Genomic DNA, 25,374 nt, shown 5'->3' on the forward strand with positions numbered 1-25,374 from the left:
TTGCTAAATCAGTCCCTGGGAAATTTTTTTACGGGATGGGGAACAATTCATTTCGTAATCTTATTATATTCTCTCTTATTACGAGTTTTGGGCTTACTTGCTCCTCAGTACAGAAGTTAAACGAACCTTCTAAGCTGATACAAGAACCGTATTACAAGCCAATAGGCGACTCAGAGAGTGTATTCATTTTTAGAGAATCTGACACTGATTTTCGGGTTCGTAAAGCTGGGCACGATGTCCCGGTTTTAGCGTTCTCTCCTATTGAATATCCTAAATCGGTGGATAAAAAATTGGCCTCTTACTTTGAGCAAGAGATCAGTTTGATTTGGAAGGATATCAAATTTTCGAACGCTAAAATTTCTCCCGAACTTTGGAAAAACAAAACCGGTTTAGCTCAGGAGTTAAAATCCAAGGACGTGGATGTCTTAGTTTTAGGTTCAATTGCCGAATCTTCTACTGGTTGGACTTTCAAGTTTGAATTAAAAGACTCAGTGGATGCAATATCTTATGGAGACTTTGAACTTTCCTTTAAACGTCCTGTTTCCAGTGAAGAAGTGGGAACATGGAACCAGGCTATCTTCTGGAAATCTTCCGACAGAGTTATCTCATTAGACTCCAAACAAACTACTGTTCCTGTTTGGGATAGAAAGCCTGATCTAACAAGAATCAAAGAAATTGTAAATTCTTCCATCAAAGGAACTTTAACAGTAAGAGCTTCTTCAGGAGATACAGAGATCCTATGGAACGGAAAGTCTCTTGGAAATACTCCATTGACTGAGGTCCCAATCCAAGAAGGGATCCAAGATATACAAGTAGTCTTAAAAGGAAAAAAACCAATCACTAAGACCATACAAGTAAGAGCAGGCAAAAAAAGTTTTCTATTCCAGGAATGGGAAGAAGATCGTGCATTAGGATCTGCTAAAGTAATTACTGTACCCAACGGACTTTCCGTTTCCTTGGATGGTTATAAACAAGGAGAAACTCCTTTCTTCCGAAGTAACTTAACTCCTGGCGCCTATCAGTTAGAGCTTCTAAAAGAAAGTGCTGATGGTGCTTATGTTTATTACGAAGGTATCTTGGATGTTAAACCAGATCGTTTAGTAGAACTGGCACTTCCTTATTTCGGATACGGATTATTATCAGAATTAGAATTTTGGAAACCGTCCGGAGAATTTGGGTTTTCCCCTTTCGGACCGAATGGTTTGGAATTCGCAAAAAAGAAAAACTTATCCAATGGTTGGAACGGAGTATATTCTCTTCCTTTCATTCCGGAAGAATTAGAAATTGAAGGTTACTTCTTACTTCCGGTAGATCATGGAGATGCATCTGTTGCAGTGACATTCCATTTGAACGGTCTTTCTCTGGGTGTTGTGGCAGGAAAAGAGAAAGTGTCCATCTTTCAATTTCCTTCAGATGGAAAAACACTTAGCACTTATAAATATTTGGATGTGGATAAGGATATAGGTCGTCCATTCTCATTCAAAACTGATTTAAAGAATAAAAAATTGTCTCTATACTTAGGAAGAGACGTCGTTTGGCAGGGAGATTTACCTGCGGGAGGACTCTGGACTGTTTCTGTTTTGACCAGAGGAGAAGAGTTTAGGGAAAAAACTCCCATCAAAGATCTGAAGATTCTCTATAAGGGATATAAGTGATGAATCGTATATTTTCTCGTTTTATAATATTCTCTATCGTTTCCGTTTTTGCGGTCCATTGCGCTTCTAAAGATTTTAGAAAATCGAATTCTCAAGATGCGATCTTAGAAAAAGATATTATTGCCGCACAAAAATTAAAACAAGCGTCCAAGTTGATCAATGAAGGAAACTCTGCTTTCCAAAAAGGTAAATTCGAAATTTCTCTTTCTAAGGGTAGAGAGGCTGTAAAAGCATATCCTACTGCCGAAGGTTATTATCTGATCGGATCTTCCGAATATCGTTTAGGAAAAACGGAAGACTCTTTGACCTCATTGAAAAAGGGAACTGAGTTAGATCCGGAGAATGAGCAAATTCTTTTGACCCTCGGCATCTTATACACTTCGCAAGGAGCCAATAAGGATGCATTGGAAGTGTATTCCAAATTGGAAAAACTTCCTAAGGTAGATGGAAGCGCTTATACATTCAAAAAGGCCGTATTACTAAAAACGATCGGAAAGTACGACGAAGCGTATTCTGCTCTTAAGTCCATTCCAGAAGATAAGTTTAAATTTAAGGCTCAATTGTACATGCAATTGGGAGATACTGCCGTCCAAGTAAAAGATTACGAGGCTGCGGAGTCTTATTTTGAGAAGGCTAGAAATGCAGATCCGGATCTTGCATCTGCAAAACAATCTGCGTCTGCTACTAAAGTTGCTGGTCTATTAGAGAAAGGGAATGCTGCTCTTAAGGCAAAAAATTACAAAGAAGCGGTCCAATATTTTACTACTGCGACTCAATTAGATCCTAAGAACCCTTCTCCATTTGTATTTTTAGGAAATGCCAAAATTCTTTCTAATGATACTGATGGGGCCGTTAAGGCATTTGAAACTTCCTTAAGATTGAAAGCGGATTATCTAGAAGCATATTCTGGTCTTGCATCTGCTTATAGCAAATCAGGAAATAATCCAAAGGCAATTTCTGTTTTAGAGAAAGCTATTCCATTCTTCCCAAAAAATGCAACTATCTATAACCAAATTGGTTTGAATCAAAAGTCTTTGGGTGAAAACGCAAAGGCAATGGTATCCTTTAGTAAGGCTCGCGAGTTGGATCCAAATTATAAGGAACCAGTTCTGAATCTTGTGTATCTACTTGCTTCTGAGCATAGATATAAGACTGCTAAAAATGAACTGGAATCGCTAAAGTCCGATGAGGAAACGAAGAAGGTTGCTGCTTTCCTAGAATCTTCCGAATTGATCCACGAAGGAGATTTACGTCTTCGCAAAGGGGATACGAAGGCTGCTAAAACCTATTTTGATCGCGCAAAAGGAAAAGATCAAGATGATCCGGGAGTTTATACAGCTTATGGTCGTTTGTACCAGATCAGCGGGGACGTAAAACTTTCAGAACAGAATTATCTAAAAGCTTTAAGCCTTCAAAAAGGAAATCTTCCTGCACTCCAAGGTTTGATCCGTCTTTATTCTGCTCAGAAAAACCAATCGAAAGTGACTCAGTACACTAAAGAATTGGAAGCAATCACAGGAAATGATCCCCTTTCAGGAATCGTACTCGCAAGAACTTACGAAGATAAAAAGGAATTCGATAAGGCAGAGAATACCTATAAAAATTTAATGAAGAAGTATCCGGACAACGAATCTATTCAGTTCCGTCTGGCTTTTCTTTATTATAAGATCGCTTTAGAAGAGAACGAAAAAGCTAATTATGATTCTGCAAGTTCTTGGTTAGCAAAAGCTGAAAAATTAACGAAAGATCTTCCTGAAATTGCGGAAGCAAAACAAACGATAGATCAGAATAGAAAGTTTTCTGAAGTAGTTCCCACGATCCAAAAAGCAAATCGTCTTTTTGATAATAAATCGTACGAAAAGGCTGTCCCTCTCTATCAGTCGGCTTACGATAAAACGAAAAAACTTACCTTATATATTAAAGTAGCTGAATGTTATCTTGCAATGGGAATGGAAGAGAAAGGAATTTCCCTTTTAGAAAATTCTCCCGACGGATCAAAAAATCTAGCTGCTCAAGAAGCAATCTATGCCTTCTTACTTAGAAAAGGAGAAGTGGATAATGCCGAAAAAGGTTTTCAGAAAGTTCTAGAGAAAAAACAGGATTCTTACTATAGCCATTATCAGCTTGGGATTATCTCTCTCCAAAAGAAAAACTATGACTCTGCGATCGAGTCATTCAATCGTTCTTGGTTATTGAATCCTGAGTTTACCGCTTCTAGGATTGGTAAAGGGATCGCTTATTATAATCAGAATAAGAGCAAAGAAGCAAAAGAAGAATTTGAAAGTGCAATGAAGGCAGATTCTGAAAATGAATTGGCTCCTTATAATATAGGCATCGTGCTTTTTAATGATAATCTTTTGGAACAATCAGTAGAAATATTTAAAGAGATCATAAAGAAGAATCCCGATTTCCCGGATGCTCATTTTCAACTTTCTTATATTTACTTTAAGAAAGGAGATTTGGAATCTGCGGATGCAGAGATTGTAAAGGCCCTTGAATTAGAAAGAGATGAGAAGTTCTTACATGCCCGTATAAGAATTCTTTCCGAATTAAAAACTAAAAATCCTGCTAACGCCGAATATAAAAAGCTAGTAATAGAATTAGGAAGAGAACTTGCGGAAAAATTCCCAAATTCTCCATATTCCAGTCAGGCAGAAAGATTGGTACTTTCAGATTCAGATACTCCTGTGATCTTGCAGCCGTTTCCGAACCGCGGATCTTTGATCGGAGTTCCGGTCATCATCAACGATCTATTATTGATGAATTATGGAACTTCTATTGAAGCACTCGATAAAAACAGAGCGATTCGTCTTTGGAGGATCACAAGTACTAAACCATTCCGTAATGTTCTCGCAGACCGAAGAGTTTACGCATTTACTGATAGAAGTTTAGAAGTCAGAGATCAAAATTCAGGTTCTGTTTTCCAGACAATCAATCTACCGGGGATATTCAAAAAAGCATTGGTTTCAGGAGATAGAATTCTGGTGGAAACTGAAAGTTCAGGGAAAAGAACCTTAACTAGTTATTCAGATACTTTCGAAGAAAATAAATCCATTCCGTTGGATTCTAAATCTTGGTCTGCATCTAAAAAAGGACAAGTGTTCTTGGTCCAATCTTCTTCCAAAGAAGACAAGATTTTGTATGTGGATGCTAAACTAAGTAAGGATGTTGATTCCGCTTGGACTGGAACTACGAATCCAAAATTGCTGGGCGCTACTGAAGATGGAACATTTTTCCGAACTGACAAAGAGATCGTATATATTTCCGGAAAAGGGAAAGCGACTAAGACTGAAATTTCAGACAAAGCTGCTAATCTATTTAGCGTTAGAGGAAACTCCCTTTGGTTTGCAGGTAATGATAAAATCTATCGTGTGGACGCAGATTCTTCCAGTATGAAAGAAATTAAAATTTCCGACAAAGAGGTCGAAGGTTTATTACCTGGGAAAAAGAAAGATGTGATCGTATTATATAAGGATAATACTGCGGTCAGATATGATGAAAAAGGAGAAACTGTCTGGACTTACAAATTAGTCCAAGATTTGGACAACGTTTACTCTTTATTGTATCACTAAAACTAGTTAGGAATCTTGATCCGGTCTAAATAATAAATTCGGGAGCCTGCCTCCCGTTTTTCCTGCTCAAAATGGGAGATTGGGAAGTTTGCTCTTTGCAGAGAAAACTCTGAATCGACCACTTTATATCGAAGATCATTTCTAAAAAGACGGATGCCTTTCCGCGCATATGGGCCGTAGTCAGTGGCAAAATGGAATACACCTTCATTCTTCAGAAGGATATGGACCGTATTTAAGAATCTAGGATTTAAAGTTCGATGTTTATGATGTCTACGTTTAGGCCAAGGATCCGGAAAATTCAATAGTATCTCGTCGAAGATACCTTCTTCAAAAATTTCTTCTAGAAACCAATTAAAGTTCACCGAAAGAAGTTTAACGTTCTTGATATTATGCTCTTTCAGATCACGGATTGTTTTGCGCAGGCGGTCCGCCTTTTTCTCCATTAGAATAAAGCCGGTGTTTGGATTGTCTTTTGCTAAGGATACAGCGACTTCTCCCCAGCCTGAACCTAACTCTAGATAATATGTCCCGAATTCCTCTACAAACAAATCGTTTTTTTTTAATTTACTTCCGGGGTTTATTTTTAAGAAATAATCAGAAGTAAAGGGAATTCTAGTAGCGATCTTCCATTGTTTTTCACGAAAATTCGATGTCATCGCTGAATACCTGCAAATACCAAATCTCTTAGTTGTCTAATTTAATACAGTGAAAATAAAATTATACGGAGTAAGAGGTTCTCTTCCTACTCCGCTTTCCGGTTCAGAATATAGAGAAAAATTAGAAAAGATCCTAGAGTCTGCTCATAGGGAATTTAAACATCAGAACGGTAGCTTCTCCGTTCCTTCATTTTTACAATCTTTAAGTCCTGAACTGTTACGGCCTGTGGGAGGAAACACCACATGTGTGTACGTCGAATCTGCTAAAGGTCAGAAATTAATTATAGATTGTGGTTCTGGAATGAGAGAACTGGGAAACGATCTTTTGAAAGAAGGTATAGCTCAAGGTGGCACTGTCAAAATTCTGGTGACGCATACTCATTGGGATCATATTCAAGGTTGGCCTTTTTTTAAACCTGGATACATTCCAAGTGTCCAAGTAGATTTTTATTCCACGATTTCAAATCTAAAAGAAAGATTTGACCGGCAGCAAAATCCTGAAAACTTTCCTATCACATTAGATGAGATGATGTCACAGAAAACATTCACTCTTCTGCAAAGACAACAAACAGTCCAGATTGGAGATTTTAAAGTAACCCCTTTTCTCTTAAAACATCCGGGCAATTGTACTGGTTACCATATAGAAGAAAATGGAAAAAGTTTCTTATTCTGCACAGATGTAGAAGTTAGAGAAGAAGATCTTTCCGAGTTCGAACATTTACGCGCTAAATTCGGAAGTCCTGACATGTTGATCATCGACGCTCAATATAGTTCTGAAGAAGCGGATCGGAAGATAGGTTGGGGTCATACATCAGGTAGATTAGCCGTTCGTTGCGGAGAAGTTCTGGGTGTAAATAAACTGGTTCTAACTCATCATGAACCGGATCATCCTGATGAAGAAATCATCCGAATGTTCAATGAAGAAAAACAATCTACTGCCCTTTCAGAGATTGTACTAGCTAGAGAAGCAGATATCTTTCATTTATAGCCGCATCGCTCTTGAAGAATAGATGTTTAGATTTATTCTTAATCGACCCTTCCGTCTCTAAACTTATTTTTTAAAAGAATTTTAGCTTCAAAAGAAATCTTCTTTTAAATTATTTCTTAGTACAGTATGCTCTCCCGGCTATGCAAAGACTAGAGATCGGGATGAATCCTTCTCAACAGGTAACATCTAATTTGCCGGCGGATCAAAGATTCTATACAAGGTTCCGTAAAGACAGTAGGGTTAAACTTTTTGAGGGAGGAAATTGGAGTGAAGGTGTTTTGGTCGATATATCGATGATAGGGGCGTCCGTTCTTTCGAATGAGGATTGGACTCCTGGCAAAAAAATTACGATTATGTCACCAATGTTTACCTGCGAGATACCAGGAGAAGTTATTCGTAAAACTGTTAGCGATATGGGGCAAAGATATGCGATAGTATTTCACGATCTTTGCGACTCAAGCATACTTGAGATTCTTAATAAGATAGCTCATTGCAAATAACGTTTTTCCATTAAGTAAAGGGAATTTTTTCCCAAAGCTCTAAACTCAAGACTTGCCAGACCGACATTTATAATAGGATGAACCTGGGAGTTATACAATCTTCTTCCATGATGGAACGACCGAAAAATACTTCGGTTAAGTACATTGGTCACGGGCAGCTGGAAAGTGCGCCTCAGGCTAGTTCTGTACTCCATGTTATTTCTCATGAACTTGCACATGTTGCTGAGTTTCGCAACGAAGCAATTCGAGACAATGCGGAACTCCGATCCATAGATGTTTCCATCGAATATGAACTAAGAGATGGGAAATTAGTGGCTGTTGCGGGAGAAACTAGAGCAACCACTGTCAAAAAGACCGATGAAAGAAAATCCAATCTATCTCCTTTGAATGAAGAAGAAGGAGGAAATTCTAATAAACAGACGGATTCCGCTAAGAAGAAGGAAGCAGCTACTCATTCTGATCTTATATCTGATAAGGAATGGGAGCTTATGTCTGAATTGCGAGATATCGATCTTGAGTTGAACAGATTAGATAAGAACCAAGTATCTTCTCATGATGATCCAGAAAGAAAGTCGGAAGACGAAGCTCGTCGTCACATGGAACTCATAGAAAGAAAACGTAAGTTAGAGATGGCATTGAGCCAAGAAAAACTAAAAGCTCTTTTGGAAGAGACCTTAAAAACAATCCAAGAATTAAATCAAAAACAGATCCAATTTGCCGGCCAAGTATATTACGGAGATGCAATTAACGCCGCCGGCAATCTTTTAGAAACTCACGCTTAATTTTAGCCTTGTTCGTTGGTCTCTTGCGGGATCGTGTCTTCTTCCATTGGAGGAATGATTAATGATTTCATCATATTCTCTATGATCTTTCTTAGTTCAGGTAATCCTTTTCCGTATTTAGGAGAAACAAAAACGATCTCCAGCATAGGATATAATCCTTGGATGTTTTTCATTTTCTTTCTAAGTTTGGAAAGTTCAGACTGATTCAGTTTATCTACTTTAGTGCGAATCAATACAGGCTTAGTTCCTTTTTCGAAACAGGTACCGATCAATTCTAATTCTTCGTCAGGTAATTCTCTTTGGGCATCAGACAATAAGAACAGACATTTTAAATCTTTTGCAGAGTTAAGATAGTTCATCAGTAGATCCATCATCTGCTCGTGATCTTTATGAGAATTTGCGGAATAACCGAAACCAGGTGTATCCACTAGGAACAAAGATTTTGAAACTAAGAAAAAGTTAAGAAGTTTGGTTTTACCTGGAGTTGCAGAAACTTTTGCTAAGGATTTTCTTTCTACGATTGCGTTTAATAATCTAGACTTTCCGGAATTGGAACGCCCTGCGAATGCGATATGAGGAATACCTTTTGAAGGAACTTTAGAAGCGTCTGCATAAGAAGACAGAAATCTAACTTCTCTAAAGAATGGGTCCGGCTTTAATTCTTGGAGTTCTTCCATAAACCTCTGGACTCTTTAATCTTGAAGGAAGTCATCCGATCGAATATCATCCAAACGGGCATCCCACATACGAAGACAAAGCAATACAGTTTTCCCTTTCCGTTTTAGAATGGGTAGCATTTTTCTGACCGGAACCGGAATCTCTTTCTCTCTAAGGATTTCGGAAACGTCTCGATGGATTCCTCCAAGCAGGATTTTTTCTCCTTCTCCGTCGTTAGACGGCTCACAATTTATTGGTATCTTTTTGGTCTTACCATTCCATTTCAAAAAGAAAGAGTCAGAGTTGTAACTGAACGGTTTCAAATAAGATGCTGTTTTGGGTAAGATGTACAAATCTGACGAAACACTTTTCCAAAACCAAACTTCTTTGTTTTCGAGAGAGAAGGAAACTTTTCTGTCCAGATTATGTAGAAGGTCCGTAAGAAATTGAGAATTCAGCGGATGAAGACCTAAACTTTTAAGGTGTAAGTCCAGAACTTGTTTACATATCGATGCTTGCTCTTCTTCTAAAATCCGTCTGGATATGACTCTAATCTCATCTTCGTTTATTTTGCGATTTGTCGTTCCGCGTCTAGGAGTATCAGAGTCGTGAAAATTACGAAAAATTTTATCTGGGTCTGCACCTTCTTTCAAAAGTATAGGAAGAAGTTCGGATCTAATTCTATTTCTAAGATACTGCGGAGAATGATTCGATTCATCTTCGAAGACAGGCCAATCAGCCTTTGCTAACGCAGTTTTGCGATCTTCTTCTCCGAATAATAATAATGGCCTAAATCTATTATTTTCTAAAACTCCCAAGGTGCGAAGTGAATTCCAGCCTCCTCCCCTGATGAGTTGTAGGAGTACTGTCTCTAGATAATCTTCGGCATGATGTCCGGTTGCAATATAACCATCTATTTTTTCGGAAATTTTCTCTAGATCCCTGAATCTGAGAATTCTCCCTGCTTCTTCTAAGCTTAGTTTGGCCTTATTTGCAAACCTAGGAACGTTTTTTTTTTAAAGATCGACTTTGGGGCAATCGCGCGAATATATTTTAAGATTTCGGATTCTTGTTCACCATTATCACGGATGGAATGATCTAAATGATAAATTACGGGGAAATTAGAGATTAGATTTTTATTATGAAGCCAAAGATAAAATTGAAGGAGCAGCGCAGAATCTTTTCCTCCCGAAAAAGCGATCACAGCAGGCTTAGTTTTCATAAAATCCTGATAATTTTTTAATCTGGACCAAGCGGCTTCAAAAATGGAATCTAAAGTTTCGTTCATTTTATTTTAAACGTTTTACGCCTATTAAAGTAATATCATCTGTCTGCTCCCTTTCCCCAGTAAAGTTTTTTATGTTTTTCAAAACAGTTTCTAAGAGAAGAGGAAGACTTTCCTTTCGGGCCTCAAAAACACAATTGTGCAAACGGTCCATTTCGAAAAAATCTTCAGTAGGATCCATTGCTTCCCATACTCCATCAGTAAACATCAGGAAGAAATCTCCCGGTTCTAAATGAAATTCTCCACTATTTTCAAAATGATCTATGTCCGGATCTATTCCTAAAACAACTCCACCCGTTGGGATTTCCTCTAAACGATTTTCCTTTTTGCGATAAACCAGAATATTTCCTTGGCCTCCACCACTGAATACAAATCGATTTTCGTTTTGGTCCCAGTGAATAATAGTCAAAGACATGAATCTAGGAGATATAATATCCTTAAAATAATTTTGATATAGATAAGTGTTTACAGTTTGTAAAATCTCCCAAGGACTTGGATTTTTTCTAACTAACGAATGGATCACTGTCCTAACGGTAGCCATTACAATTCCCGCTGGAACTCCTTTACCACTTACATCTCCGATACAAATGTAAGTCTCCTTATTAGTAGGATGAGTTATAAAATCATAATAGTCGCCACCGACTCCTACTGCAGGGATCATGGTACCAGCAAATTCGTAATTCACGTGGTCTGGCATTTTTCTAGGTAACAAAGATCTTTGTAAATCTCTCGCGATTTCGATTTCCTTATCCAATCTTTCTTTTTCAGCTCTTTGGTGGAATAGATGAAAGTTTTGGACTGAGATCCCAGCTTGGACTGCAAATGCATTTAATACGTCGATTTCTTCGGGACTCCAGTGCAGTTCTTCTTCTTTGGCGAGAAGTATCCAAATTTCAGAATTCTCAGAACGTAATACTGGTAATATTGCTAGATGTTTTTTCTTTCCGTTGCTTCCTAGTGTTTTCCATTCTTTCAAATCTGCGGAATCTATTAGGATGGCAGATTCTGCAGATCTTTTAAGTACGTTCCATTCTCCCTTTAGTTGTACATTCAATTTGATCTCTGGTGCTCTTGGGCTCCCTGTAAGTATATGCCCTTCTGTAGAAATTGTTTTTCCTGCCTCATCAATTTTCCTTTCTAATAAAACGAAAAGATTACTTTCCGAAAATTCGGTTAGAGAAAGAAGAATGACTCGGAAAATTTCGGTTCTATATTTGAACCCCAAACTACTTAGCTTTAACGCTGCAGAGTGAAGATTTCTAAAATTCCTAGATTGAGTTTGAGAGACTTCGAAAAGAATTCTATTTTTTAAAGTAGTTGCAAACTGACTTGCGATCAATTCCAGAAAATATTGATCCTTCTCCGCTTGTAGAGGATCGTCCTTTTCATAATCTACATTGATTAATCCTAATACTTCCTTTTTGAGATGAATTGGAACTGAAAGTTCAGATTCTACTTTGTTTACTCGGCCATATTGTCGGATTTGTTTATGAGGCTGTTCATCAAATCTATAATATACAGATTTGCAAGTTTCGATTGCTTGGCCAAGCGGACCGTTTTGTTCACCTTTTTTGATTTCCATTCTAAAGGCTAACTTCTCTAAAGCAGGGCCTTTTTTGTTTTTACAAGATTTTACTAGGATTCGATCCAATCTAGGTTCATACACCATGACTGAGATCCCAGGAAGATTCAATTTTCTGAATGCTAGATTGGTAAAATTTTGGAGAAGGTCGTCCAAATTTGGACTAGTATTAAATAAAGAAAGGAATTCTAATAAGATCTCATTAGATAATGCATGGACCTCGGGAGGTTTGATCCTGTTCCGTTTTCTTTTTTCTAAGATCCATTCTCTTCCACAAGAATTACAAAGAAATTTTCCATCTTTGAGTTTCCCGTCCGGAAGATAAAATTCTCCGCAAAATACGCAGGACATCCGGAGAAAAATGGTAAAGAAAATGTTTACTAGAGGAAAGACGTTTTCATCTTATTTCAAATAAAATCAGCAGATAACGAGAATTCGTTCTAAATATTGAAGTTCAGTTTATTCTAAAATTTGAAAGTATATCGATCATTCGTAATATTATGTCCTTTGAAATCTTAAACATACGTTGATTCTGGTGCAAATATCGCGTTCTGTCCTGTAAACGAAGCGAGTTGCTTGGATTTTAAGTTTTTTTCCTTGACCGCAAAATCATCAATCAGCACCTTTTTTAAGCAGATGTCCGGTTACATAAAACCCAGCCCACTCCGCCATATACAAGAAGTGGCAACCGCAATGAATTCGACTTTAGATCCAGATCGCCTTCTGGATTTGATTTTGGAGAGATGTATCCAAATTTGTGAGGTTGGTTCAGGATCCCTCATGCTAATCAGCAGAGCGGATGAGGTTTTGGACATAGTTACTTTCCGTGGAATGAACCCTTCTGTTCGGACAAAAGTTAAGCTCCGAGTGGGAGAAGGTATTACTGGTATCGTTGCCGCATCCGGTGAAGGGATGATCGTAAACGACGTTACCCAGAACCCACATTATATTTCCATTAAGGACGATATTCTTTCCGAGCTAGCAGTTCCAATGATCGTGGAAGACGAAGTGATCGGAGTTATCTCTCTAGATTCTAGCAGAAAGCAAGCGTTCTCTGACGAACATCTCGAATTAGTTTCCACTCTGGCCAATATGGCTGCTCAGATCTTTAAGAACCTCCAAACTTTTAGACAGCTGGAGCAGAAGAATAAGATCCAACAAGTTCTCATCGATATTTCTAGAACTGTAACTTCTACATTAGTTCTCCAAGAAATTTTTGATGATGTGATGGATAGATTGGATAAATCTCTTAACCTAGAAAGAGGTTCCATCGTTCTATTTGATTCTGAGAAGAATATTTTAAAACTTAGTGCAGCATCTGGACTCACTGCGGAAGAAATGGAGAAGGGAGTTTATCTTCCTGGCGAAGGAGTCACTGGAAAAGTTTACGAATCCGGAGAAGCAGTCATCGTAGAGTCTATTGTAAGCGATGAAAATTTCCTGAACAGACTCAATAACGCTAGCCACTTTAAAAACAATCCCGAAAACGTTAGTTTTCTTGCAGCACCTATTAAGTCAGATACAGATGTTTTAGGTGTAGTTAGTGTATTCTTTGTTCATAAAAAGTACGTCGATTTAAAGACGTATTTAGACTTCCTTCAGGTAGTGGCCTCAGTAATTTACCAAGCGATCCGTATTCAAAAACTGATCGATGAAGAGAAGCGTGAGATATCAAGAGAGAACATTCTATTAAAACGAGAACTTAAGAATAAATACAAGTTCGGTTCCTTGATCGGAAAGTCCAAATCCATGGAAAAACTTTTCGAAATGATCCAACTTGTTTCCGATTCTCGTGCTTCGGTTTTGATCACTGGAGAATCCGGAACTGGAAAAGAAATGATCGCATCTGCGATCCATTATAACTCTTCTAGAGGTGATAAACCTTTTATCAAGATCAACTGTGCCGCTATTCCTGAAAATCTTTTAGAGTCCGAATTGTTCGGTCATAAAAAAGGATCATTCACTGGCGCGGTTGCTGACAAAAAAGGTAAGTTTGAGATGGCCGATACCGGAACCATCTTCTTGGATGAGATCGGAGAAATGGATCTCAATCTTCAATCCAAACTCTTAAGAGTTCTTCAGGAAAAAGAAATAGAAGCAGTAGGTTCAGTTAAGCCTAAAAAAATCGATGTTAGGATCATAGCTGCGACTAACGCGGACCTAGAAGATTTGATCTCTCAAAAACTATTCAGAGCTGACTTATATTATCGTTTGAACGTGGTCAATATGTTGACCCCGCCGCTTCGTGAAAGACCGGAAGATATCCCTCTTCTGATCAATCACTTTATTACCAAATACACATCTGAGAATATCAAGAAGATCAAGGGTATAACTAGAGAAGCTCATAAACTTCTAATGAGCTATAGTTGGCCTGGTAACGTTCGTGAATTAGAGAACGTGATTGAAAGGGCGGTAGTACTTTCTCAATCTGAAATGTTGGATATCCAAGATTTCTCAGAGATCAGCGGACGTATCCTTTATGGCGACGAAGGAGAAGATGTAGAAGTTGGTGTCGATCCGGAAGCTTCTTCCGAAGTAGCAAGTTCCAAGTTCTCTCCTGCTCATTTAGATGCATTAGATGGAAGAGCTATGGAAGTTGTGGTGGGAGAAGTCGAAGCAAGACTGATCAAGTATGCGATGAAAAAATTCAAATATACTAAGACCAGAGTTGCCAAGTTCTTGGGTATCAACAGGAACACCTTAGATAAGAAGATCAAAGATCTTAAGATAGACTATTAAGAAGGAAGTTTTTCCTTCCAATTCTGATCAAATTGTTTATAGTTGCAGGTCAATTCTTCACCCTTTAGGATTTTGCGGACAGCTCTGTCCCTTCCTAATGGGTTACTTTCGCCTTGGACTCCGCTTTTATCTTCTAAGGTGTTTGCTTGATCGCTATGGTTCATGAAGCGGGAATTATCCACGCAGAAGTACCATTGTCCTTCAAACAAATAAGAATAGGTGTAGATCAGATTTTGTAATCTTTCCGGGAGAGCTTGGACTTCTTTTTCAGTAAGAGTCCAAACAGTTTTAGGATGGAATTCCCAGACGAGTTCGCCTTCTTCTATATCTCTACCTGCAAAAACCCCGAGGCCCCCTATTGGAGACTCGGAAACGTAAGTCGGTACTTTCAGCATATTTCTATAATCCGATTGCGGCCGCGGAAAGTGAATCATTTTCCGGAGAAGGATAAGGTTCCAGACTTCCATTTTTTAAGACAACTACTTGGTCGGCTGCGTGCAAACCGGTAAGCCTATGGGTAACGGAAACGATTGTTCTTCCTTCTCTTAATTTTTGGAGAGTTTTCAAGATCCTTGCTTCAGTGATCGGATCCAATGCAGAAGTCGCCTCATCCAAAAGAAGGATTTGAGGATTTCTGACTAAGGCTCTCGCAAGAGCGATCCTTTGTTTTTCTCCGCCTGAGAGTTTGGAACCCTTGTCTCCTGCGATTGTTTCGTATCCATCAGGAAGTGCAGAAATGAATTCGTGGATCTCTGCAAGTTTTGCTGCTTCGATTGCTTCTTCTGGAGTTGCGTCTGGACGCCCCATGCGAATATTTTCCAGGATGCTAGTGTGGAATAGGAATGTATCTTGGAATACGATACCTATCATGGAGTGAAGAGCATCTAAACGGATTTTCTCCATTGCAATTCCATCCAAAGAAACTTTTCCTTGGTTCGGTTCCATCATTCCTAAAATGAATTTCAGAATGGTACTTTTCCCGGAACCACTTTGGCCAAGGATTACTGTATAAGTTCCTTTTTTAATTTCTAGATTTACACCGCTAAGATTCTTAGTTCTACCTTTATAACGGAAATGTAAATCTTCCAGCTTGATAGAATTTTGCAATTCAGAAGGTGCAAATGGACGTTCCCCTTCTGATTCAAATGTAGGAGTTCTTAAGATCTCTAATATTCTTCTAGCTGAACCACTTGCTTGGTTCATTGTAGGAAAATATTGAGATACATAAAGTAGCGAGTAAGACAAATTTAAGAATGGAGGAAGAAAAGCCGCCAAAGCTCCCACACTCACCATTCCATGGAATGCAAACCATGCACCTGAGATCAAAAGCACAGCTTGTAAAAGTAGAATTCCACCCGAAGCAGAACGTTCCAAATAAGAATTTGTTAGTCCTAATCTTAAAGAAACATGAAATAGTTTTTCGCAGTTTCCTTTGAATTTGTCCCAGAAAGCTCCGTCCAGATCATAAACTCGGATCAAGTTTTGAGCAGAGATAGATTCTTCAACGGCGGTGAGGACCTTAGCTTCTTCTATTTTTCTTTCGTAACTTGCTGCAGTAGATCTAGTGGAGAAGAATACAGGACCTAAAAAGGTGATAGGCCAGATCAAGGTAGCAATTGCGCCTAACTTCCAATCTAGAGCAAATAATAATGCAGTTCCAAAGATTGCTTCTAATAATGGAGAGATTCCCCAAGGAATGAGTGCAAGTACCGCATTTTCCAATGCAGATAAGTCAGTAGAGAATCTTGAGAGAACATCGCCTGGACGAGTATTTGCATAAAAGTCTAAATTCACTCTTTGTAAGTGAATAAATAACTCTTCTCTCATGTCCCTTATGGCACGGGCTGAAACCCAATTGTATAAATAATCGCGTACAGTTCCTGCGGCCGTGATTAAGATTGTGCCTCCAATTAGAAGTGTACCTGTAATATATAGAACTGTTTCATTCTTCCCAATCAAAGCTTCATCGATCAAAAACTTAAAAGAGAAAGGAATCGCAGAATAAACGATGATTTCGGTAAAAAGAAGGCCTAAAACGATCCCAAGTCGTACTTTATAATTTTTAAAATATCTGCCTAACCCAAGAAGAATTAGGAAAGGAGATTCAGAAGAAGAAGGTTCATTTCCAGCAAAACTTGGCCCTAATGAAGAAGAATAAGAGCCTCTTGCAGCCTGGCTTCCTTGCGGAACCTTAGGTCCTGCTGATTTTGTGTTAGAATACGTCGCCTGTGTTTTTCCGAATTTGAATCCTTCGGTAAATTTCTGTTTATTTGTCATATATGTATCCCCAGCGGGAAGAAGGGCGTATCGGTTAGTAAAAAAATTTCACCGATTTCCCCAGTATATTCGGGAGGGCTTTCCGCGTATATCCGCTAGCAGCGGATTTTCCTCGAACTTCTGTCTCATTGATGAAAAATTTTACGAGACAGAATATTGAAAAAGGCGCTACTACTCATTTAGACTTCGAAAACATTCCTCAAAAACTCGGGTTTTTGAGTGTTATTTTTCAAGGATTATGCAGGCTTTGTAGGAAAGCGGAAACTATGATAGAATTTAACTACAAAGAAGAATACGGGGTCTATAGAGTTACTCTCAAGACTTCTGAAACTGCCCCAGGAACACTTCATAAAATGGTGAAGGCAATGTTCTTTATGGGATTCGAGATCCTTTCGGGAGATATTCGCACGATCAAAGACGGCGACTCCATGATCAGTTACGATGAATTTCTTCTTAGATCTCCTGAAACAGATTCTAAAATCAAGGCATCCAAACTAGGTATCTTAATGTCTTCTGTCTTTTCCGATGATAATGCATTGGAAGAAATGATCCAAACCTCAAGTGAAATAGATATTCGAAATACATTTTATCTAGGACAAGATTCTCAATTGGAGTTTGAAGACGTACCTGGCAATTCTGCTACAAAGTTTTACTTAGAAGCTCCGGATAGAAAAGGATTATTATACTTTGTGACCGGAGTATTAAAGGATCTGGGGATTAATATTATCTCTGGTGAAGTCAGGACTGATGGCAAATCCTTAAAAGCTCAGGATACATTCATACTAACCGACTCTCGTACAGGACTTGGGTTCGCAGGAAGTTCCACGGAAGAAAGGATCCGTAGATATATTCTACAAAGCAGCCTAAATCAAGTTTGATCAGATCTATTTGAATCGTCCAAGATACTAAATCTATAAAGAAATGTATTACGGTAACGGAATGATTCTATTCAAAGAATCAATCTGCCGATACTAAAATGCAGGAGTCCCCTCCACCTGACGATGGACGCAGCTAGAGATTTACAAAAATTCGATTTCACGGAAGAAGTGATTCAACACTTTCGAGAAAATAGAATCATACCTGTCGATTTTTATAATAAACACGGACAGATCCTAATTCATAAAAAGGATATGGCCACCGGAGACGATATCAGTCGTCTCCAAAAATTCGAAAAGCAAGGAATCTATTTTCTATCTGCTGAGATAGCAAAGATCCATCCTGGCTCTACCAAAAAAGGTTCCTTAGATCCTTCTTTCGATAAACTTATTAATCCTACTCTCACTTTGGATATGTCTAGAGGAGCAACGGATCTATTATCTGATATCAAGAAGTTCCCCTTAAATGGAGAACATGTTAAAGAGATTAACAAATCCATTAACGCAGTACTAGACGATTTTAAATCTTCTCCAAATATGGAGACCGGACTAGTCAATATTATAGAAGTAATGAAGAATGCCGGAATGCCAGTGGACTCAGAAGTTCTTACTAAAAGAACTGTGATCGCAATGGCGCTTAAGGTTAGGGCCGCTAAAGTTTTTACCAAAGTGGATATGGATCAGAAGAAGACGGAGCAGATGAATCTGATGATGGCTTCTTACCTTGCGGATATCGGCTATACTCAGATGAAGATACCGACTCATGCGAATCTAAAACCGGAAGAGTTGGAATATATCAAGAACCATCCTATCATTAGTTATTTGATGATCGCTAACCTTCCTGAGATTGAAGATCCTGTCAAATCAGTAGTTCTAAATCACCACAGGCCACATCGCGGAGAGGGGATGAATAATAACTATCCGCAAACCAAACCTTTGGTGCAAAAACTTCAAGGTTATCGTGAGAAATATAAAGATGATTTTCGCAAAAATCTTTTAGCTACCGATATCCAAAGGCAAGTTAAGTCCATCCTTACTAACGCGATCTCTTACGAAGACATTGGGATTCTTTCTATTGCGGGAGAATTTGCGTCCTTGACCACCCCTCAGCCTTGGAGAGAACCTATGGACGGGCTTAAGGCGATGAAATTAATCTTGAATAATAGTTTCTTTGCTTATAACGAAAAGACACTAAAAGACTTTTTCGATCATGTAGGATTATCCTTATGCGATAACCAGCCGTTTGTAAAAATTGGAGATTACGTTATTGTAGCTTCTCAGGACTCAAATCGTAAGGTATTTTTCGAGATCTGCGTTATTAAAGATTCTCATAAAAATTCGATCCGACCTATGTTGGAAAGGATTGGTACTATCCGACCGAAGTTTGCAAATAACGGAAAAATTCGGATCTCAGGCTTCGAAATGGGCAGCTTGACTGTGGATAGAAGAAGAGCAATTTTCAATTTGGAACGTAATGCTGACCCTAGAAGGATTATCTATTTAGTGGATCCTGAAATCGATCCTGAGTTTTTTGATTCATTGGATCGTAAAGTTAGGGAAACATATCCCTCTAGGACTTCTTCTGATTCGGATTCCGCCTCTAAAGCGCCGGTTTCTTGATCGATTGACACAATTTCGGAAATTTATTCTTGCCTACTAGCAAGGTTAAATCATTTCTTTGATACTACACATATATCTTACTTAAACGTTATGTACTTTGGGTTTATATTTTTGGCCCTCTGGTAATGCGTATGGATTTTTATAATGACTCAATTTCAAAGTGGTCCAATCGATCCTCTCAGACTTGAAAGATTTGAGTTTAATGCCGAAGTCATCAGACAATTTAAAGAAAGTCAGTCCATCCCTGTAGATTTTTACAATAAGAACGGGCAGATTTTAATTCACCGTAAAGACAACGCGAGTGACGCAGATATTAATAAGCTTCAAAAGTTTGAACTTCAAGGCATTTATTACCTTCTATCCGAAAGGCACAAGGTAGGAATTCAAGTAGATCAGCCCGATTCAGTAAACGGCAAAAAAGTTTCTTATATTAAGTTAGTGAATCCTGATCTGACTTTGCAGATGGCAAGACAGGCTTCCGATCTTCTCAAAGAGTTGAGAGATTATCCTTTAAACGGAAATCATGTGAAGAAAGTAGCAAAGGCGATCGATGGAATTCTAGATGATTTCGCGAATAGTCAAGACGTTGAATTAGGTTTGGTAAACGTAATCGAAGTGATGAAGTCGGCTGGCGTGGAAACTGATTCAGAAGTTTTGACTAAAAGAACAGTCATCTCTATGGCGATGAAGCTACGTAGTTTAAAAGCAATCTCCGTTAAAGACAGTGAAAATTCAAAAGCACAACAATTGAATCTGATGATGGCAGCTTATATGGTAGATATAGGCAAAGTCAGAATGAAACTGCCGGTGCATGGAAATCTGAGCACAGAAGAATTTGAATATGTGAAGAATCATCCAATCGTTAGTTATTTGATGATTGGGAATTTGGCTTCTATTCAAACTCCAGTTAAAACTGCAGTATTAAATAGTCATAGACCGTATAGGGGAGAGGGATTGAATAATAACTATCCTTCTACTGCTTTCTTGGAGAAACGGCTCGGAGAATATTACGAAAAATATAAGAATGATCCTTCTAGAAGTGTACTTGTAGAAGATATGCAGAAACAATTACACATTCTGCAAAGTAATTCTTATAGTGAAGATGATCCAGCAATCATTTCTATCGCAGGAGAATTTGCCTCTTTGAGTAGTACTCAAAATTGGAGGTCTGCTTATTCTCCAATAACTGCTATGAAGCTAATCTTGAATAACAGCTTTTTTTCATATAATGAAAGAGTGGTTAAGGAATTTTTCGATTTTATGGCACTTAGTTTGTGCGAGAACAAAAGTGTTTTGAACGTAGGAGATTATGTGATCGTAGTATCTACGGACTCTCAACATAAGATTCATTTTGAGACATGCGTTATTCGAGACATTAACAAAAATCAAACTCGCCCTCTTTTAGAAAGAGTTGGGACAATCAGACCTGTCTTCTCTAATAAAGGAAAACTGAAAATCGTAGGTTACGATCGTAAAACTTTCCGTCCTGATATTAGAAAGGCAGTATTCAATCTTGCCAATACGGTAGACCCAAGAAGGGTGATTTATTCTATCGATCCTGAATTGGATCCGCCTTTGTTCGATCTGATCGATAGAAGTTACCGCAAAACAGCTCCGAAATCTGTCGCGTAAACGATTCGCTTTTCCTCTCCGCTTCGGAATCCTACTTTCTTCCGTTGGTGGTCTCCTGTTTTCTGGTACTGTATGCCTTCCAGTTGGGGTAAAATATTTAAAGTCAGTACGTTCGGAGAATCTCATGGCGAAGCCGTGGGGGTTGTCGTGGAAGGAGTTCCAGCAGGGATTCCTATCCGATTGGATGAGATCCAAAAGGATTTAAACAGAAGAAGACCCGGACAAAGTAAACTCACCACACCTAGGGATGAATCGGACATTGTTCGAGTTCTTTCCGGAGTATTTGAGGGAAAAACGATCGGAAGTCCGATCGCGTTGATAGTAAACAATCAGAACACGATCTCCAAAGATTATGAAAATCTAAGAGAAACTTTCCGTCCTTCTCACGCAGATTATACATACCAAACCAAGTACGGATTTCGTGCTCACGTAGGCGGAGGAAGATCCTCGGTCAGAGAAACAATTGCAAGAGTAGCTGCGGGTGCAATTGCCAGAATGATCCTAGAAGATGATCTGGGAGTCAAAACAGTCGCTTGGGTAGATACAATTGGAACTATATCTTCTGAAATTGCTGAAAACAAATATCCGCAAAGCAGGGAAGAAGTAGATGTCAACGAAGTCCGTTGTCCTGATCCTCAGGCGGCAGACAAAATGCGTTCTCTCATTTTAGAAATGAAAGAAGCAGGAGACAGTGTGGGTGGAATTATCCGCTCTGCTTCTTATAATCTTCCTCCAGGTCTTGGAGATCCAGTGTACGATAAATTGGATGGGGACATAGCAAAGGCAATTCTATCCATTCCTGCATGTAAAGGTTTTGAAGTTGGTTCCGGATTTTCTGGAACTCTTCTAACCGGAAGTACTCATAATGACGAATTTTATGTAGAAGAAGGAAGTGGAAGAGTCCGCACTCGCACAAATAATTCCGGAGGACTCCAAGGTGGGATTTCCAACGGAGAAACTTTGGTGGTTCGAGCTGCTTTTAAACCTACTTCTACCATTTTCAAAAAACAAAATACTGTAAATATCGACGGAAAAGAAACCATGCTAGAAGCAAAAGGCAGGCATGATCCATGCGTTCTGCCTAGAGCGGTTCCAATTGTAGAAGCGGCTATAAACCTAGTTCTAATAGATGCATATCTCTACCAAAGGGCGATGAATCCTCAGTGGTTCCAGAAATGGGCTAAAGTTCCTGATTATTACAAGGATTTAAAACTCTGAATTTGTCTTTTAGTCTGCTAAGCAAGCTATTAGAATCTGAGACAGGCTCTCACATCTTTGCATCTAGAAACGGGTTGCCAACTTAGAATAGTACGTTTCAAATGAAATTTGGCGCCCTGGTTTGTTTCGAAAAACGGAGGTTCGAGTGGTCAAGATAAAGATAGACGGGATCGAATACGAGGTCGACGAGAAAAAAAATCTAATATCCGCCGCTAAAGATGCCGGAGTGGATATTCCGTTTTTCTGTTATCATCCTAAATTATCTGTGGTGGGCATGTGCCGCATGTGCCTCATCGAGATAGAAGGGATTCCTCGTCTACAAGTAGCCTGCAATACTAAAGTCACCGAAGGACTTTCTATCATTACAAAGAGTGATAGAGTTATCGAAGCGAGAGAAGGAACGATGGAATTCCTACTAGCGAACCATCCACTAGATTGTCCTGTATGCGATAAAGCAGGAGAATGCCAACTCCAAGATAATTCTTTCGGCTCAGGAAAGGGAAACTCCAGATTCACATTAGAAAAAAGGAATATTCCTCAAGAAGAAATCGGTTCTAATCTAATCATCAATCACAATCGTTGCATCGTATGCTATCGATGTGTTCGTTTCGAAGAAGAAATGGTAGGAGAGTCCAACCTAGGACTCTTTGAAAGAGGATATCATTCGATTATAGGTCTCGCAAAAGAAGAACCTATCAATCATAATTATCAAGGTGCGCTTGCGGATATTTGTCCAGTTGGTGCATTATTAAATCATAAAACGTTATTTAAGTCCCGGGTATGGTGGTATAAATCAGAAGAATCTGTATGCCCAGGATGTAGTACTGGTTGTAAAACTTATACAAATGTAAGAGACAACAAAATGTTCCGTTATATGCCTCGTATAGATGAAGAGAAGGACCAGTATTTCCTTTGTGATAAAGGAAGATTTAATGTTGATTGGTTGAATACAAACAGATTGTTCTCCTTCTATAAAAATGGAGAAACAAGTATTAGTTCTACTGTTTTGGATGAGATTTCCGAAAAAATCTCCAGATCTAAAAAGATTGCAGTGATCGGTGGAGCTCACGAGTCTGATCAGAACTTAAAATCAATCAAAGAATCTTTATCTAAGCTTGGGGTTTTATTCGTAACAGAAGCAAGAGTAAGTCCTGAGCAATACAAAGAACCTGAACAAGTGGATTTCCAATACACTACAGATAAAAGACCGAACACGAAAGGTGCAGTAGACGCAGGATTTGTTTCCTCCGATGGGATCGATTCTATTCGTTCTGCAGCTATAAAAGGTGAATTCGATCTAATCTTTGTAATTAAAGAAACAACTGACGAAATCTTGGCTGGCGTTTCTTCTGAATCTATAGTAATCTTAGAAACGAATCTTACGGATGATGCGACTAAAGCAAAGTATTCCGTGCCGATCAAAGCTTATTCGGAACAAAGTGGAAGTTTTACAAATAAGAAGGGATGGACCCAGAACTTTAATAAATCTATGGAAGCACCAAAAGGTTTATCAAGTTCGGCGGAAATATTCTCGTTATTGGAAAAGAAAACCTTAGAATTACGTTCTAACTCTAGAGAGGCAGCCGTTGGGAACCGTTAATGTAATTAATGTAGCGGCAAAACATAAGCCCGCTTGGTACCAAAGATTATATTCTTATTCAATCGCGAATGGTCTTTGGATTACTCTTAAACATTTTATTAAAGCTGCTTTCCTAAAAGGTGCAGTTACATTAGAATTTCCTGAAAAGAAAAGGAAGTTCTCCACTCGTTTCCGTGGAATGCATACCATGAAGCGGGATGAGATTGGCAGAGAAAGATGTACTAGCTGTTTCTGTTGTATGTGGATTTGCCCTGCGGACGCGATTAAGATAGAAGCAGGACATGTAACTCCTGAAATTCAGCATCTTCATCCGGAAGATAAGTTTGCTAAGAAGTTCGAGATCGACTTATTACGTTGTATATTCTGTGGAATGTGCGAAGAGGCATGCCCTAAAGGTGCGATCTATTTAGATGGTCCTGCTGAGATGGCTGCTGACAATAGAGAAGATTTAATTCTAACTAAAGAAAGAATGATGCAAAAGGTCGGAGGACCGATCTTAGGAGAAAGACTCTAGTCTCCTAGGTTTTTTATGGCCCGTTATATACAGGCCATAAAAGACTGAACAATCTATTAAGAAACTCTCCGATCTGCGTCTCTTACTTCCGAACTAAATTCTCTCGGAAGTTCTCGATTCGCTTTATCCAATATTGGAGAATGTAATCTTTTAGAAGCGTATTCCAAACAAGCTTCGATATCCAAAACCTTAATATTTGGATATTCATTCAGGATCTCACGGTATCCGAATCCTAAAAAAATCATATCTAGTATTTCTAAAACTCGGATCGAGGTTCCCCGGATAACTGGTTTACCTCCGCAGATGGAAGGATGAGAGATAATTCGTTCTAATTTTTTTGTATCTGTTTCCATTCTAATTATACAACAAAGCCACAGACCAAATTTTGAATCTTTAATTCTGAAGTCTGAAGTTTTTCCCTGGAAAGAAATAATCCCTAAGATTTAGGGAATGAACAACTTTCAGAAAAATTCCAAAAGTAATATAAAGAATAAAAAATATATAAAAGTAATTAAAATACTCCTAGAATAGAAAATTCAGTGTAAATCGAGCTAAGTTAATCCGAAGAAAAAGAATTCGATTCGAAGCAGAGCCGCTTCACAGATCATATTCTATTCTTAACACTTTTTAGTGTTCAAAATATGGAAAACGGCTCCATCGAAACAATTTATGTTAAAATAGGCGATGTCTTTAGATATTGCCGGATGGAGAAAGGCCTTTCATTAAAGGAACTTGCAGACGCTCTTAAGAAAGAATTTGGAGTTCCATTCAATCCTAACCTTTTAGGAAAAATAGAAAGGGGTGAATCAAGACTACTTACCCACGATTTTATCAATCTTTGTTTATTCTTTCGTTTGGAGCTAAAAGCATTCTTAGATAAAGATAAAAAGAATATCCACGAAACTGCTTTAGGCGATTTAACGGAAGATCCTGCAATTCGTAGGATCTTAATATTCATTAGCGAGAATAGAGGCTCTAAAGGATTCGTTACCTTTTTGGAAGAATTCCTAAAATTTATGGGCCCTCAATTGATCAGAATGAGCAAAGACACTGATCCTAAAAATTTAAAAGCCGCTTCTCCAAAGAAGAAGGGCCGCAAACCTTAATCATCCCTTTAGTAATCTAAACAAACTTCTTTATATAATATAGAACAAACTTTACTCATTAAATTCGAACGACCTATATAAATAAAAATTTTATTTATTTCAGAAATTATATTATC

At 38.5% G+C, this 25,374-nt stretch carries 21 protein-coding genes; 13 read left to right on the forward strand and 8 right to left on the reverse strand.

What is annotated here, in order from left to right; genetic code table 11:
- The first annotated feature begins 35 nt into the window (after positions 1-35).
- Positions 36-1,655 (forward strand): LIC10124 family lipoprotein, encoded by a 1,620-nt coding sequence (locus B1C82_RS11225; RefSeq protein WP_234008277.1) that lies wholly within the window; start codon positions 36-38, stop codon positions 1,653-1,655.
- Entirely contained in the window at positions 1,655-5,227 is a 3,573-nt protein-coding gene (locus B1C82_RS11230; protein WP_086447648.1) for a tetratricopeptide repeat protein, read from the forward strand. The genes B1C82_RS11225 and B1C82_RS11230 overlap by 1 nt, the downstream gene beginning before the upstream one ends.
- A 2-nt stretch (positions 5,228-5,229) precedes the next feature.
- Here the strand turns inward: B1C82_RS11230 and trmB are convergent, their stop codons facing one another.
- Positions 5,230-5,883: a tRNA (guanine(46)-N(7))-methyltransferase TrmB gene (gene trmB / locus B1C82_RS11235; protein WP_086447649.1), complete on the reverse strand. Its 654-nt coding sequence runs from the start codon at positions 5,881-5,883 to the stop codon at positions 5,230-5,232.
- Positions 5,884-5,932: 49 nt separating this feature from the next.
- Between trmB and B1C82_RS11240 the strand changes: the two genes are divergently transcribed.
- From B1C82_RS11240 to B1C82_RS11250, 3 genes are all read left to right on the forward strand, one after another.
- A complete protein-coding gene (locus B1C82_RS11240; protein WP_086447650.1) occupies positions 5,933-6,871 on the forward strand; it encodes an MBL fold metallo-hydrolase in 939 nt (312 codons plus the stop codon).
- Positions 6,872-7,032: 161 nt separating this feature from the next.
- A complete protein-coding gene (locus tag B1C82_RS11245) occupies positions 7,033-7,371 on the forward strand; it encodes a PilZ domain-containing protein (protein WP_086447651.1) in 339 nt (112 codons plus the stop codon).
- A gap of 77 nt (positions 7,372-7,448) precedes the next feature.
- The gene (locus B1C82_RS11250) at positions 7,449-8,153 is read left to right on the forward strand and encodes a hypothetical protein (RefSeq protein WP_086447652.1); all 705 of its coding nucleotides are present in this window, start codon (positions 7,449-7,451) and stop codon (positions 8,151-8,153) included.
- 2 nt (positions 8,154-8,155) lie between these two features.
- Here the strand turns inward: B1C82_RS11250 and yihA are convergent, their stop codons facing one another.
- From yihA to B1C82_RS11270, 4 genes are read right to left on the reverse strand one after another with little or no spacing between them, the layout of a single operon-like run.
- Positions 8,156-8,830: a ribosome biogenesis GTP-binding protein YihA/YsxC gene (gene yihA, locus B1C82_RS11255; RefSeq protein WP_086447653.1), complete on the reverse strand. Its 675-nt coding sequence runs from the start codon at positions 8,828-8,830 to the stop codon at positions 8,156-8,158.
- A gap of 15 nt (positions 8,831-8,845) precedes the next feature.
- The gene (gene tilS / locus B1C82_RS20875; protein WP_086447654.1) at positions 8,846-9,766 is read right to left on the reverse strand and encodes a tRNA lysidine(34) synthetase TilS; all 921 of its coding nucleotides are present in this window, start codon (positions 9,764-9,766) and stop codon (positions 8,846-8,848) included.
- A 20-nt stretch (positions 9,767-9,786) separates the two neighbouring features.
- Entirely contained in the window at positions 9,787-10,098 is a 312-nt protein-coding gene (locus B1C82_RS20880) for a PP-loop family protein (RefSeq protein ID WP_086447655.1), read from the reverse strand.
- Position 10,099: 1 nt separating this feature from the next.
- Entirely contained in the window at positions 10,100-12,028 is a 1,929-nt protein-coding gene (locus B1C82_RS11270) for a GAF domain-containing SpoIIE family protein phosphatase (protein WP_086447656.1), read from the reverse strand.
- A gap of 342 nt (positions 12,029-12,370) precedes the next feature.
- Between B1C82_RS11270 and B1C82_RS11275 the strand changes: the two genes are divergently transcribed.
- Positions 12,371-14,416, forward strand: coding sequence for a sigma-54-dependent Fis family transcriptional regulator (locus B1C82_RS11275; protein WP_086447657.1), 2,046 nt, complete (start codon positions 12,371-12,373; stop codon positions 14,414-14,416).
- Here the strand turns inward: B1C82_RS11275 and B1C82_RS11280 are convergent.
- Together B1C82_RS11280 and B1C82_RS11285 are read right to left on the reverse strand one after the other, a co-directional pair.
- On the reverse strand, positions 14,413-14,811 hold the full coding sequence (locus B1C82_RS11280) for an SET domain-containing protein (protein WP_086447658.1): 399 nt from the start codon (positions 14,809-14,811) through the stop codon (positions 14,413-14,415). The two genes, B1C82_RS11275 and B1C82_RS11280, sit on opposite strands and share 4 nt — an antisense overlap.
- A 4-nt stretch (positions 14,812-14,815) precedes the next feature.
- On the reverse strand, positions 14,816-16,693 hold the full coding sequence (locus tag B1C82_RS11285; RefSeq protein ID WP_086447659.1) for an ABC transporter ATP-binding protein: 1,878 nt from the start codon (positions 16,691-16,693) through the stop codon (positions 14,816-14,818).
- Positions 16,694-16,959: 266 nt separating this feature from the next.
- Between B1C82_RS11285 and B1C82_RS11290 the strand changes: the two genes are divergently transcribed.
- From B1C82_RS11290 to B1C82_RS11315, 6 genes are all read left to right on the forward strand, one after another.
- Positions 16,960-17,571: an ACT domain-containing protein gene (locus tag B1C82_RS11290; protein WP_086448579.1), complete on the forward strand. Its 612-nt coding sequence runs from the start codon at positions 16,960-16,962 to the stop codon at positions 17,569-17,571.
- A 123-nt stretch (positions 17,572-17,694) separates the two neighbouring features.
- Complete coding sequence (locus tag B1C82_RS11295; protein WP_086447660.1) at positions 17,695-19,188, forward strand: HD-GYP domain-containing protein; 1,494 nt, start codon at positions 17,695-17,697, stop codon at positions 19,186-19,188.
- Between the two features lie 144 nt (positions 19,189-19,332).
- A complete protein-coding gene (locus B1C82_RS11300; RefSeq protein ID WP_086447661.1) occupies positions 19,333-20,820 on the forward strand; it encodes an HD-GYP domain-containing protein in 1,488 nt (495 codons plus the stop codon).
- A 72-nt stretch (positions 20,821-20,892) separates the two neighbouring features.
- Entirely contained in the window at positions 20,893-22,038 is a 1,146-nt protein-coding gene (gene aroC / locus B1C82_RS11305) for a chorismate synthase (protein WP_086447662.1), read from the forward strand.
- Between the two features lie 145 nt (positions 22,039-22,183).
- Positions 22,184-23,638 carry an NADH-quinone oxidoreductase subunit G gene (locus B1C82_RS11310; RefSeq protein WP_086447663.1) on the forward strand — a complete coding sequence of 485 codons (1,455 nt, stop codon included), beginning with the start codon at positions 22,184-22,186 and terminating at the stop codon, positions 23,636-23,638.
- Positions 23,625-24,152, forward strand: coding sequence for a NuoI/complex I 23 kDa subunit family protein (locus B1C82_RS11315; protein ID WP_086447664.1), 528 nt, complete (start codon positions 23,625-23,627; stop codon positions 24,150-24,152). Before B1C82_RS11310 ends, B1C82_RS11315 begins: the two co-directional genes overlap by 14 nt.
- Before the next feature lie 56 nt (positions 24,153-24,208).
- Here the strand turns inward: B1C82_RS11315 and B1C82_RS11320 are convergent, their stop codons facing one another.
- Positions 24,209-24,505, reverse strand: coding sequence for a DUF433 domain-containing protein (locus tag B1C82_RS11320; RefSeq protein ID WP_086447665.1), 297 nt, complete (start codon positions 24,503-24,505; stop codon positions 24,209-24,211).
- A gap of 351 nt (positions 24,506-24,856) precedes the next feature.
- Between B1C82_RS11320 and B1C82_RS11325 the strand changes: the two genes are divergently transcribed.
- Positions 24,857-25,258, forward strand: coding sequence for a hypothetical protein (locus B1C82_RS11325; RefSeq protein ID WP_086448580.1), 402 nt, complete (start codon positions 24,857-24,859; stop codon positions 25,256-25,258).
- The last annotated feature ends 116 nt before the right edge of the window (positions 25,259-25,374 follow it).

It is taken from the genome of Leptospira venezuelensis (assembly GCF_002150035.1).
GTDB lineage: Bacteria > Spirochaetota > Leptospiria > Leptospirales > Leptospiraceae > Leptospira_B > Leptospira_B venezuelensis.

Bases quoted from the DNA above. Each gene is read 5' to 3' on its own strand.
- B1C82_RS11250 (WP_086447652.1), top strand. From the start codon at position 7,449: ATGAACCTGGGAGTTATACAATCTTCTTCCATGATGGAACGACCGAAA.
- B1C82_RS11280 (WP_086447658.1), bottom strand. From the start codon at position 14,811: ATGCTGAAAGTACCGACTTACGTTTCCGAGTCTCCAATAGGGGGCCTC.
- B1C82_RS11225 (WP_234008277.1), top strand. From the start codon at position 36: ATGGGGAACAATTCATTTCGTAATCTTATTATATTCTCTCTTATTACG.
- B1C82_RS11275 (WP_086447657.1), top strand. From the start codon at position 12,371: ATGAATTCGACTTTAGATCCAGATCGCCTTCTGGATTTGATTTTGGAG.
- B1C82_RS11230 (WP_086447648.1), top strand. From the start codon at position 1,655: ATGAATCGTATATTTTCTCGTTTTATAATATTCTCTATCGTTTCCGTT.
- B1C82_RS11290 (WP_086448579.1), top strand. From the start codon at position 16,960: ATGATAGAATTTAACTACAAAGAAGAATACGGGGTCTATAGAGTTACT.
- B1C82_RS11320 (WP_086447665.1), bottom strand. From the start codon at position 24,505: ATGGAAACAGATACAAAAAAATTAGAACGAATTATCTCTCATCCTTCC.
- trmB (WP_086447649.1), bottom strand. From the start codon at position 5,883: ATGACATCGAATTTTCGTGAAAAACAATGGAAGATCGCTACTAGAATT.
- B1C82_RS20880 (WP_086447655.1), bottom strand. From the start codon at position 10,098: ATGAACGAAACTTTAGATTCCATTTTTGAAGCCGCTTGGTCCAGATTA.
- yihA (WP_086447653.1), bottom strand. From the start codon at position 8,830: ATGGAAGAACTCCAAGAATTAAAGCCGGACCCATTCTTTAGAGAAGTT.
- B1C82_RS11300 (WP_086447661.1), top strand. From the start codon at position 19,333: ATGACTCAATTTCAAAGTGGTCCAATCGATCCTCTCAGACTTGAAAGA.
- B1C82_RS11270 (WP_086447656.1), bottom strand. From the start codon at position 12,028: ATGTCCTGCGTATTTTGCGGAGAATTTTATCTTCCGGACGGGAAACTC.
- B1C82_RS11325 (WP_086448580.1), top strand. From the start codon at position 24,857: ATGGAGAAAGGCCTTTCATTAAAGGAACTTGCAGACGCTCTTAAGAAA.
- B1C82_RS11245 (WP_086447651.1), top strand. From the start codon at position 7,033: ATGAATCCTTCTCAACAGGTAACATCTAATTTGCCGGCGGATCAAAGA.
- B1C82_RS11295 (WP_086447660.1), top strand. From the start codon at position 17,695: ATGGACGCAGCTAGAGATTTACAAAAATTCGATTTCACGGAAGAAGTG.
- B1C82_RS11285 (WP_086447659.1), bottom strand. From the start codon at position 16,693: ATGACAAATAAACAGAAATTTACCGAAGGATTCAAATTCGGAAAAACA.
- aroC (WP_086447662.1), top strand. From the start codon at position 20,893: ATGCCTTCCAGTTGGGGTAAAATATTTAAAGTCAGTACGTTCGGAGAA.